Annotated in this window: 9 protein-coding genes and 1 pseudogene; 7 read left to right on the forward strand and 3 right to left on the reverse strand. The window is 48.0% G+C overall.

Translation table 11 applies throughout. The features are described 5' to 3' along the window. Positions 1 to 129: 129 nt before the first annotated feature. The 3 genes and pseudogenes from HZY94_RS01415 to HZY94_RS01425 form a co-directional block, all read left to right on the forward strand. Positions 130 to 1599 (forward strand): annotated as a pseudogene (locus HZY94_RS01415) (lactose-specific PTS transporter subunit EIIC); the annotation flags it as partial. Between the two features lie 11 nt (positions 1600 to 1610). Continuing rightward, positions 1611 to 3017 carry a 6-phospho-beta-galactosidase gene (gene lacG, locus HZY94_RS01420; protein ID WP_179924712.1) on the forward strand — a complete coding sequence of 469 codons (1407 nt, stop codon included), beginning with the start codon at positions 1611 to 1613 and terminating at the stop codon, positions 3015 to 3017. A 349-nt stretch (positions 3018 to 3366) separates the two neighbouring features. Further along, on the forward strand, positions 3367 to 4215 hold the full coding sequence (locus HZY94_RS01425; protein WP_179924713.1) for a patatin-like phospholipase family protein: 849 nt from the start codon (positions 3367 to 3369) through the stop codon (positions 4213 to 4215). An 86-nt stretch (positions 4216 to 4301) separates the two neighbouring features. Here the strand turns inward: HZY94_RS01425 and HZY94_RS01430 are convergent, their stop codons facing one another. Together HZY94_RS01430 and HZY94_RS01435 are read right to left on the reverse strand one after the other, a co-directional pair. Then, positions 4302 to 5171 (reverse strand): YitT family protein, encoded by an 870-nt coding sequence (locus HZY94_RS01430; RefSeq protein WP_179924714.1) that lies wholly within the window; start codon positions 5169 to 5171, stop codon positions 4302 to 4304. Between the two features lie 105 nt (positions 5172 to 5276). Beyond that, the gene (locus tag HZY94_RS01435; protein WP_179924715.1) at positions 5277 to 6287 is read right to left on the reverse strand and encodes a LacI family DNA-binding transcriptional regulator; all 1011 of its coding nucleotides are present in this window, start codon (positions 6285 to 6287) and stop codon (positions 5277 to 5279) included. A gap of 136 nt (positions 6288 to 6423) precedes the next feature. Between HZY94_RS01435 and HZY94_RS01440 the strand changes: the two genes are divergently transcribed. Next, complete coding sequence (locus HZY94_RS01440; RefSeq protein WP_179924716.1) at positions 6424 to 7590, forward strand: galactokinase; 1167 nt, start codon at positions 6424 to 6426, stop codon at positions 7588 to 7590. 14 nt (positions 7591 to 7604) lie between these two features. Beyond that, on the forward strand, positions 7605 to 9095 hold the full coding sequence (galT, locus tag HZY94_RS01445; RefSeq protein WP_179924717.1) for a UDP-glucose--hexose-1-phosphate uridylyltransferase: 1491 nt from the start codon (positions 7605 to 7607) through the stop codon (positions 9093 to 9095). 79 nt (positions 9096 to 9174) lie between these two features. On the opposite strand, the gene HZY94_RS01450 is transcribed toward galT, so the two are convergent. After that, entirely contained in the window at positions 9175 to 9843 is a 669-nt protein-coding gene (locus HZY94_RS01450; RefSeq protein WP_179924718.1) for an MIP/aquaporin family protein, read from the reverse strand. A 117-nt stretch (positions 9844 to 9960) separates the two neighbouring features. On the opposite strand from HZY94_RS01450, the gene HZY94_RS01455 reads away from it, so the two are divergent. Next, the gene (locus tag HZY94_RS01455) at positions 9961 to 10203 is read left to right on the forward strand and encodes a hypothetical protein (RefSeq protein WP_179924719.1); all 243 of its coding nucleotides are present in this window, start codon (positions 9961 to 9963) and stop codon (positions 10201 to 10203) included. A 743-nt stretch (positions 10204 to 10946) separates the two neighbouring features. After that, positions 10947 to 11316: reverse transcriptase domain-containing protein (locus HZY94_RS01460; RefSeq protein ID WP_257151892.1), on the forward strand; the 370-nt coding region annotated here is incomplete at its 3' end.

Consider the following 11316-nt stretch of genomic DNA (forward strand, 5'->3'; position numbering starts at 1 on the left):
ATTCCCCTGAACTGAATCCTATTGAGAACAGTTGGGCTATTTTGAAAAAAGCGGTGACAGAATTGCTTAGAAAGACAGGCGATTTGACTGATGCAATAACATACTATTTAAAAACTAAATGACTATATTTGGTCCGAGGAGATGGTAGCAGCGATTATGAAACCTTATGGCTACACAATGGGAATTGTAGCGGTTTTGGTGGCTGGAACAACTGCGAAATCGTTAACAGATACCTTTAATCGCGATTTGCCAAAAACGAATCAAATCAACTTCTTGTCGACAATGATGGCGGCCATTTCCGGCTTTTTACTTCTAGCGGCAGATAGTTTAGAGGGTGGTTTAGCCAATGGCCATATGGGTACTAAGGGCCTTTTGACGGCTTTTCTAGCTGCTTTTATTACAGTTCATCTTTACCGTCTTTGCATTAAGAATAATGTGACGATTCCGATGCCCCAAGAAGTACCACCTAACGTATCGCAGGCCTTTAAAGATATTATTCCTTACGCTTTATCTGTGTTTGTTCTGTATGGTTTAGATCTACTTAGCCGGCAATTTGTGGGAACAAGTGTTGCAGAAGCAATTCTGAAAGCTTTTGAGCCTTTATTTACTGCAGCGGATGGTTACCTTGGCATTACCTTAATTTTTGGTGCCTATGCGCTTTTCTGGTTTGTTGGGATTCATGGCCCATCGATTGTTGAACCAGCGATTGCCGCTATCACCTATGCCAATGTAGAAACCAATTTCCAACTTTTGCAAGCTGGTCAACATGCGGATAAGGTTTTGACTTCTGGAACACAGATGTTTATTGTCACAATGGGGGGAACAGGGGCAACCTTGGTGGTTCCATTTATGTTTATGTGGCTGACAAAATCTAAGCGGAATCGAGCGATCGGTCGAGCGTCGGTTATCCCAACCTTCTTCGGGGTCAATGAACCGATCTTGTTCGGGGCTCCGATTGTTCTCAACCCTGTTTTTTTCCTTCCATTTGTTTTAGCTCCAATTGTAAATGTCTGGATCTTTAAATTTTTCGTGGACAGTCTCAAAATGAATTCCTTCAGTGTGAATTTGCCTTGGACAACACCAGGCCCCTTGGGAATTGTTATGGGAACTAACTTTGCCCCACTAGCCTTTTTGCTGGCGCTCCTACTAGTTGTTGTAGATGTAGCCATTTACTACCCGTTCCTCAAGGTCTATTATCAACAAATTTTAACAGAGGAGGCGTCAGGGCAGCCAGAGCCGGCTTTGCCTGCAAAAGAAGAGGTTGCAACTCTAAAAGAAGTGACGAAGCAAACCAATGTATTGGTTCTATGTGCTGGAGGTGGAACGAGTGGTCTCTTGGCGAATGCTTTAACCAAGGCAGCTCAAGAATATGGAGTTCCAGTGACAGCAGCGGCAGGCAGTTATGGGGCTCATCGGGAAATCTTACAAGAGTATGATTTGGTGGTACTGGCACCACAGGTGGCTTCGAATTACGCAGATATGAAACAGGAGACGGATGCTCTAGGAATTCGCTTGGCTAAGACCGAGGGAGCTCAGTACATTCAGTTGACGCGAGATGGTCAAGGGGCTTTGGAATTTGTTCGGAAGCAGTTGCAGTGAAGGAGTGAATAATGAGAAAACAGTTGCCGAAAGATTTTTTATTGGGAGGTGCGACAGCAGCCTACCAGGCAGAGGGTGCAACGAATGTGGATGGCAAGGGGGCAGTTGCCTGGGATCAATTCTTAGCAGATAACTACTGGTTTAAGGCAGATCCGGCTTCGGATTTTTACCATCAATATCCAATGGATCTGGCCTTGTGTGAGGAATTTGGGGTTCAGGCCCTACGGATTTCGATTGCTTGGTCACGGATTTTTCCTCTAGGCAAAGGAGAAGTGAATCCTAAAGGAGTTGATTTTTACCATCGTTTATTTACAGAATGCCGGAAGCGGGGAGTGGAACCATTTGTAACCCTTCATCACTTTGACACACCGGAAGCTTTACATAGTCAGGGAGATTTTCTGAATCGGGAAACGATTGACCATTTTGTAGACTATGCGACCTTCTGTTTTCAGGAATTTTCAGAAGTCACTTATTGGACTACTTTTAATGAGATTGGCCCGATTGGCGATGGGCAATACCTAATTGGAAAATTTCCACCAGGGATTCAGTATAATCTAGCTAAACTTTTTCAATCACATCACAACATGATGGTTGCCCATGCTCGAGCGGTTTTACAGTATAAACAAGCAGGGCATCCAGGTCAAATTGGGGTAGTACACGCACTGCCGACTAAATACCCTTATGACCCAAGTAATCCGGAAGATGTCCGTGCTGCAGAGCTAGAGGACATTATCCATAACAAATTTATTCTGGATGCCACCTACTTGGGCCACTATTCCCCAGGAACCTGGGAAGGAGTACAGGAATTATTAGATCTCCATGGTGGGCAAGTGGAAATACTGCCGGCTGATTTTGAGATTTTAGAGGCGGCAAAGGATTTGAATGATTTTCTTGGAATTAACTATTATATGAGTGATTGGATGCAAGCCTATGATGGAGAAACAGCCATTGTTCACAATGGAACAGGTCAGAAAGGCTCTTCTAGCTATCAGATTCGTGGAGTCGGCCGCCGTCAAGCCCCTGAATCCATCCCCAAAACCGACTGGGACTGGATTATTTATCCACAGGGTTTGTATGATCAGATTATGCGCGTGATGCGGGACTATCCCAACTATAAAAAAATCTATATCACAGAAAATGGATTGGGTTATAAAGATGAGTTGAGAGACGATACTGTTCAGGATGGTTATCGGATTGATTATATCCGCCAACATCTAGCAGTTGTTGCGGACGCCATCGCAGATGGCGCCCAAGTCAAAGGCTATTTCCTCTGGTCTTTGATGGATGTTTTCTCGTGGTCTAATGGCTATGACAAACGCTACGGTCTCTTCTATGTCGATTTTGAAACGCAACAACGCTATCCTAAACAAAGTGCCTACTGGTATCAACAGTTGTCTAAAGAGCGCTGGATTGACTAAGTTCGATTGATCCCAGCCTCTCTCAGCCAAGGTTCGCTGAACCTTCCTCGCTTTTTCCTTTCTAGGCTCGGGTATCTAAGGTTCACTGATGTTCCTCGTGAAACTTTCTGAAAGTTTACCTGTGTACCTTCCCTTTCTTTCCCCATTTTCAGAAGTTTTTTGTTACACTAATAAAAACAGAAGACTCGCAGTGGTTGCAAGGAGTATAATACCTAATTAAAATCAAAATTAGAATACTCGAATAATTTCAAAGAATTGACTAGGAAAGCCGACGAAGGTAGAACTTAGGTTCATCAAGGAGGCTTGACAACGTCAAAATTTGAAATTAAATGAGTATAAGGAGGGGCTTATGAAGGTTGGCTTAGTTCTAGAAGGTGGTGGGATGCGCGGTCTCTACACGGCTGGTGTGCTGGACGCCTTCCTGGATGCGGGGATCAAGGTAGATGGCCTCATCAGTGTCTCTGCTGGCGCCTTGTTTGGTGTTAATTTCCTTTCGGGTCAAAAGGGAAGAGCCCTTCGCTATAACAAACGCTTTATCGGAAACAAAAATTACATTAGTTTTTTATCCTGGTTGAAAACGGGAAATATGGTCAACAAGGAGATGGCCTATTATAAAATTCCGATGGAGCTAGATGTCTTCGACCAAGAGGCCTTTGCCCAATCGGGAGTGCCCTTTTATGTGACGGTGACCAACCTCGAAACCGGTCAGGCAGAATACCCCAAAATCGACCATGTTTTTGACCAAATGGAGTACCTCCGAGCCAGCTCAGCCCTCCCCTTGATTTCGAAAATTGTGGAGATTGATGGCAACAAGTATCTAGACGGAGGTCTGACCGATTCAATCCCCGTCGACTTTGCTAGAAGTCTGGGCTTTGACAAGCTCATTGTGATTTTGACCCAGCCCCTGGACTATCGGAAAAAGCCTTCTAGCGGGCGTCTTTACCGCCTCTTCTATAAGGACTATCCCAAATTTGTGGAGGTGGCCTCCAAGCGTTACCAGCACTACAATGACACAGTCGAGCGAATTGTAATGCTGGAGGCCGCTGGAGATATTTATGTGATCCGCCCAGACCAGGCCTTAGATATCGGCCGCCTGGAGCGGGATCCAGATAAGTTAGAAGCAGCCTACACCCTTGGACTAGAAGACGGGCAAGGTCATCAAACAGCTTTACAAAAATACTTGGAAGAAGTTTCTTGAAAAACAAGCATAGAAAACAGCCCAGAAGCATGATTGAAAAGGCTTCTGGGCTGTTTTTGGGGTTCGGGTAGTAACTATCTTTCACCCTACCTCGCTGTTTCATTTCTAGTCTCGGGTTGAAAAGTTTCCAGAAATCCTTCGCCGATAATTTCGTGGGCTTCGGTGATGGTGGTGAAGGCACGGGGGTCGAGGCGGTGGATGAGGGCTTTCATTTCTTGGATTTCACTGCGGCTCACGACGCAGTAGAGGACGTCGATGGGTTCTTGGCTGTAGTAGCCCTGGCCTTGGAGGACGGTGACGCCGCGGTTGAGTTCAGAGGAGATGGCCTGGGCGATTTGTTGGTTTTCCTTGCTGACGATGATGAAGCCTCTGCCGGCATAGCCACCTTCTGTGATTAGGTCGATGACGCGACTGGTGATAAAGACAAAGAGGAGGGTGTAGGTGATGAGGCGGAGGTTTTGGAAAACAATGAGTTCCAAAGTCAGAATGGAGAAGTCGAGGGCAAACATTAGTTGTCCCAGAGAAAGGGGAGTGCGGTTTTCCAAGAGGCGGGCAACGATGTCACTGCCCCCGGTGGTTCCGCCGGCGCGGAAAACGAGTCCGAGTCCGATACCAAAGAGGATTCCGGTCAAAACGCTGACGATGAGGAGGTCGTTGCTGAGGGGGATGGAAAGGGGGATTTTCTCGAAGAGCAGAAGCCAGACGGAGATGGACAGGGAGCCGATGATGCTGTAGATGAGAAAGCTATTGCCAAAGGCTTTCCGACCGATATAGAGGAGGGGCACATTGATTAGCAGATTCATCAACCAGACCGGGATTTTGAAAAGGTAGTAGACAATCAGGGTGATACCGGTTGCCCCTCCTTCGAAGAGTTGGTGCGGGATGACCAGGTACTGGAGAGCAAATGAGAATAGTGCAGTACCGATGAGAATCTGCAAAACTTTACTAGGTTGCATAAGGGGCTCCTTTCTCCTTCTGCTATAACGGGAAGCCTTTTATGAGGGCTCAGATGCGAGTGAATGGATAGATTGGATGTATCTGTCTAAATTCTATCATTTTTTTCACAAGTCAGGGGTGGATTTTGTGCTTTCGCGCAAGCTTAGTGTGGTGCCCAGGCGGGTCAGTGTTGGGATGTCACGGGGGCTGAGGACTTGTTTATTGAGAATGTCCATGGCGGTTCGGCCCATTTCTTCGGTGTAGACGGTTACACTGGAGAGGCGGGGGTAGACTTGTTTGGTGATGCTGGTGTCATTGAAGGAGATCAGTTGGATGTCCTCGGGGACACGGATGCCGGCTTCCTGTAAGGCCTTGAGTGCTCCGATAGCCAGGCTATCGCTGGCTGCAAAGTAGGCTTCGGGGAGCTTTTCTTGTGCGGCGATTTTGCTTTTGATCAGGTCGTAGCCGGCTTGTGTGGTGAAGCTGCCGGTGAGAATGAGCTGGGGGTCGTAGATGCCTTTCTCGATGCAAAAGAGAGAGTAGGCGCGGAGGCGTGGTTCGGGGATGGTTTCGGTGAGGTCGGTGGTTCGCTCCTGGCCGGTCAGAAGTCCAATGCGGTGGCAGCCGGTTTCGGTGAGGTAGTGGAGGGCGGATTGGACCGCGTTTTCGAAGTCCGTGGTCACGCAGGGGTGGCCCTGGTTGAGGGTGTCACTGTCGACAAAGACTAGGGGTTTTTGCAGCTGTTCTAAGTGGGCAATTTGTTGTTGGCTGAATTTGCCGATGCAGATGACACCGATGACTTCCTCGGCCAAGCGAAAAGGGATGTCATTGAAGTAGCGAAGCATCTCGTAGTCTAGCTCCTGGGCTCTGTTTTCAATACCCAGGCGGATATTGTAGTAGTAGAGGTCGTCCAGTTCGTCTTGCTCGCTGACCCATTGAATGATGGCAATCTGGTGCTTTTCCTTTTTAAAGTTGCCGCTTTTTTGGTGCCTTTTGTAGCCCAATTCATCGGCAGCCGTCAAGATGCGGTGCCGGGTCTGTTCCGTCACGGCCAGTGTCGGATCCTGATTGAGCACGCGGGATACAGTGGCGATGGAAACATTGGCGAGCGATGCGATATCTTTGAGTGTGGCCATAGAATTCTCCTTTTTATCCACTCTAGTATAGCATAGGAGCTAGCTTTTATTCTTTTTAGTAAAAATTTACTAAAATTATTGCGGTTCATTGTGAAAAGGGTTACACTAAAGAAAAAAAGGACAAGGAGCATCATTTATGGAAGCAAGTGAACTAAACAAACGATTTTCAGAAGTTTTTGGAGTGCAAGCGGACCAGATCTTCTTCTCCCCAGGGCGGATTAATCTGATTGGCGAGCATACGGACTACAATGGGGGCCATGTTTTCCCTGCTGCTATCAGCCTGGGAACCTACGGGGCGGCTCGCAAGCGGGAGGACCGCCTGTTACGCTTCTTTTCAGGAAATTTCCAAGAAGAGGGTGTGATTGAGGTTTCTTTGGACTCACTGGAGTTTGACCAGGATCATGGCTGGGCCAATTATGCCAAGGGTGTGCTTCATTTCTTGGAGCAGGCGGATCATGTATTGGATTCGGGGATGGATGTCTATGTCTACGGAACCATTCCCAACGGGGCAGGCCTCTCCTCGTCCGCTTCCTTGGAGCTCTTGATTGGTGTGATTGCGGAGCATCTCTACCAGCTCCAAGTGGATCGGCTGGAGCTGGTCAAGATTGGCAAGCAGACAGAAAATGATTTTATTGGCGTCAATTCCGGCATCATGGACCAGTTTGCAATTGGTATGGGAGCAGACCAGCGGGCTATCTACTTGGACACCAATAGCCTGGATTATGAGTTGCTGCCCCTGGATCTACAAGACAATGTCGTGGTGATCATGAATACCAACAAACGCCGCGAATTGGCAGATTCCAAGTACAATGAACGCCGGGCAGAATGTGAAATAGCCCTGGCGGAACTCCAGACCTTATTGGACATCCAAAGTCTGGGTGAGTTGGATGTCTGGGACTTTGATGCCTATAGCTACTTGATTCAAGATTCCAACCGCCTCAAACGCGCCCGCCATGCGGTTTTTGAAAACCAACGGACCCTGCAGGCCCGCCACGCGCTGGAAGCCGGTGACCTTGAGACATTTGGTCGCCTTATGAATGCCTCCCATGTTTCCCTAGAGCAGGACTATGAAGTCACCGGAATCGAATTGGATACCCTGGTCCACACCGCCTGGGCCCAAGAAGGCGTGCTCGGAGCCCGTATGACCGGCGCCGGCTTTGGCGGCTGTGCCCTGGCCCTGGTGGCCAAGGACAAGGTGGCCGACTTTACAGCAGCCGTCGGCCAGCGCTATGAGGAACAGATTGGCTATGCCCCTAGCTTTTACATCGCCCAAGTGGCTGGAGGCACGCGCATCCTAGATTAAAGAAGGAGGAAAGTATGCAGCAGGATTTGGTACATGCCTTTGTGACAGCCCTAATTGCGGCTAGTGACTACCAGGAACTGGATCGGACCTACTTGGTCAACCGTGTTTATGCTTTGGTGGGAGAAATGAGAGTAGCAGCCCCAACAGATCCAGCTAGTCTGATTGACCTAAAGGACTGCCTACTTGACCAGGCGGTAGCCTCTGGCACCATCGGAGCCCTGCTCGAGGAGCGAGAGCAGGTCGGAGCCCAACTGATGGACCTAGCCACTCCCCGCCCCAGTCACGTCAACCAGCAATTTTGGCAGACCTACGCAGAGGACCCAGACCAGGCCATTGCCGATTTCTATGCCCTCGGCCTGCGCAATGACTACATAAAACGAAAAGCGATTGCCCAGAACATCGCTTACCAGTCACGGACCAAATACGGGGACCTGGAGATTACCATCAACCTCTCCAAACCCGAGAAGGACCCCAAAGCCATTGCGGCTGCCAAAGCAACGCCTGCCTCAGACTACCCCCATTGCCAACTGTGTCTGGAAAACGAAGGTTATCTGGGCCGCCTCAACCATCCGGCTCGGGCCAATCACCGCATCATCCGCTTTCCAATGGAGGATGAGGAGTGGGGTTTTCAATATTCGCCCTATGCCTATTTTAGGGAACACGCCATTTTTTTCTACGGCCAGCATGAACCCATGCAGATTAGCCCCTTAACCTTTGCCCGCCTCCTCACCATTGTCGACACCTTTCCGGGTTACTTTGCAGGCTCCAATGCCGACCTCCCCATTGTCGGTGGCTCCATTCTGACCCACGAACATTACCAAGGCGGCCGTCACACCTTCCCCATGGAGCTGGCTCCCATGGAAGAAAACTTTATTTTCTCAGGCTTTCCAGAAGTAACAGCAGGTATCCTCCAGTGGCCCCTGGCTGTGATCCGCCTCCAAAGCGAACAAAAACCAGCCCTCCTCAAGCTGGCCACAAAAATCCTTACCACCTGGCGCAACTACTCAGACCCGGAGGCGGGCATCCTAGCCGAATCAAATGGCCAAGCCCACCACACCATCACCCCCATCGCCCGCAAACGGGATGGCCGCTATGAACTGGACCTGGTTCTAAGAGACAACCAGACCTCGGAGGAATATCCGGACGGCATCTACCACCCCCACCCCGATGTCCAACACATCAAAAAAGAAAACATTGGCCTGATTGAAGTCATGGGGCTGGCCATCCTCCCCCCACGCTTAAAAAACGAACTCGAAGAAGTCGTCGCCTTCCTGACAGACCAAGCAGACCAAGTCCAGCCCATCCACCAAACCTGGGCCAATCAGCTCAAAGCAGCCCACCCAGACCTCACAACTGACGCAGCCGAGACCTTAGTCCGCCAGTCCGTCGCAGACATCTTTGCGCGTGTCCTAGAAGACGCCGGTGTCTACAAAACAGACCCCAAGGGGCGCCAAGCCTTTAAACGCTTTTTAGATACCGTAGGGATTGAAAAACAAGGGATTTAGCGTCCCTTGTTTTTGTTACCCCTCAACCAAAAAACACCCTTTCTTTGAGTTTACCTCAAAGAAAAGGGTGCTACAGGAATTATTTCTCAGTTTCGAGTAGGTGTTGACCTACCAAGGCAGCTAGGAAGCCACCAACAAGTGGTGCCAAGATGAAGACCCAAACCTGGCTAAGGGCTGTGCCACCAAGCAAGAGGGCAGGGGCAAGGCTGCGGGCAGGGTTGACAGATAGACCTGTCACATTGAGACCCAACAAGATAAGGGTTGTCAAGGACAGACCGATGACAAGACCAGCAATTTTTCCATTACCTTTGCTGGCAGATGTTACGGTAACAATGACCAAGACAAAGATAAAGGTTGCAATTACTTCAAAGAGGAAGGCCCCCATGGCTGAAACGTTGCTGAAGCCATTTTCTCCCAAGCTGGTAACGGCTTGACCAGAGCTTGTGAGGAAGAAACTCAAGCTTGCAGATGCAAGTAGGGCTCCGATGACTTGTGCGATCACATAAGTGACAAGTTCTTGGGTATTCATCCGTTTATTGACGAGCATTGCCAAGGATACAGCCGGATTCAAGTGGGCACCGGAGACAGTTCCAATGCTGTAGGCTGCAGCGACGATGGAAAGACCAAAGGCAAGCGCGATTCCAAGATGACCGATGCCTTCAAGACCATTTCCAAAGACAACAGCACCTGTTCCGATAAACACTAACATAAAAGTACCGATTAATTCGGCAAAGAATTTTTTAGACATTTTAAACCTCCATTTCCGAGTATAGAATGATTTTCGGAAATTTTCAAGAAATTTGCTTAAAAATTTTTGGAAGCGTAGCTATTGAAGATAATCAATCCCATGAGGAGACTGATAGGCATGAAAAAAATTGATTCGCAACTGATTGTTCTTTATAAAATTGTTGACAATGCAGATGTACGTCAGTACTCAGCGATCAGTGGTGATCGAAAGGGGATTGCCACCTACTGTAAAAAAACAGGGAGTTATTCCTATGAAGGAGATGACTTGCAGCATTTTACAGATTTTGTGAAGGATACTCTGGTTACTAGCGTTTTAAAAAATAAGGATCTTCCCCCTAAAATTGTACATGGTTTTGGATAAGATCGAGGAGGTGCTATCATGGAAGTAATGGCTTTACCAAGTAAGGAGATTTTAATGTTTGCCAAACAAATTAGCCCCTAGATTGTTGGAGCTGAGACGATTTCAGGGAAGCAACGCTGTATCTTTCATGATACTACCCCTTCGGAGATTCTTGAGCTGTATCAATCGATTCAATCCAAGCTGAGTTTTACATATGAAGAAGCACCTAGAGAAATCTAAGTGCTTTTTAGTACGACGGGCATGTCGTATATCTGAGGTGCAAGTCCTCTGTGGGCACCTGCTACCGGTGAACCCAATAGCGACTCCCAAGCCTGACTATCGTGAGGTAGCGGGGAGAGGAAGGGATAGCGAAATCGTGGCTCTACGAACAGAAATGTGATATGAAGGCGTATGTAGTGGATGAGGAGGCTGAAAACTCTAAAGTCCCAAAAGGTAGTCGTAACCTATATGCGTAGATCACGAGAGTAAACGAGGAAAGATATACGACTTATCCCGTGAGGTCTCATGAGCGTCGTAGACGTAGTAACAACGAATCATGAGAAGTCAGCCGAACCCATAGTAGTGATGAAGTTTCTGTAATGGAAATGGAGCGAAGGGGCGAACAATTAACCGAAGTAATCCTACTTCACTTGTGTCTGTAAAAGAACGGTCTGATAGAACTGGAGACGGTCACGTATTGACTAGGAGAAGGTTCACGAATCTAAGATGTCCCTCAGACACCGAAACAAGAAAGGAATACGCACATGTCAGAATTGCTAGATAAGATATTATCTCGGAACAATATGCTTGAAGCCTATCATCAGGTAAAAAGAAACAAGGGTTCTGCTGGTATCGACGGAGTTACCATTGAGGAAATGGATAATTTCCTACGGCAACATTGGCGAGAAACCAAGGAACTTATAAAGCAGAGGAAGTACAAACCTCAACCAGTTTTACGAGTTGAAATTCCTAAGCCAAATGGTGGCGTCCGAAATCTTGGAATCCCTACAGTCATGGACAGAATGGTACAACAAGCGATTGTTCAAACCATCAGTCCAATCTGTGAAAGACACTTCTCAGAGTATAGTTATGGCTTTCGTCCCAATCGCTCTTGTGAGACAGCTATTATTCAAC

This window comes from Streptococcus danieliae, from assembly GCF_013415245.1.
GTDB classification, from domain to species: domain Bacteria; phylum Bacillota; class Bacilli; order Lactobacillales; family Streptococcaceae; genus Streptococcus; species Streptococcus danieliae_A.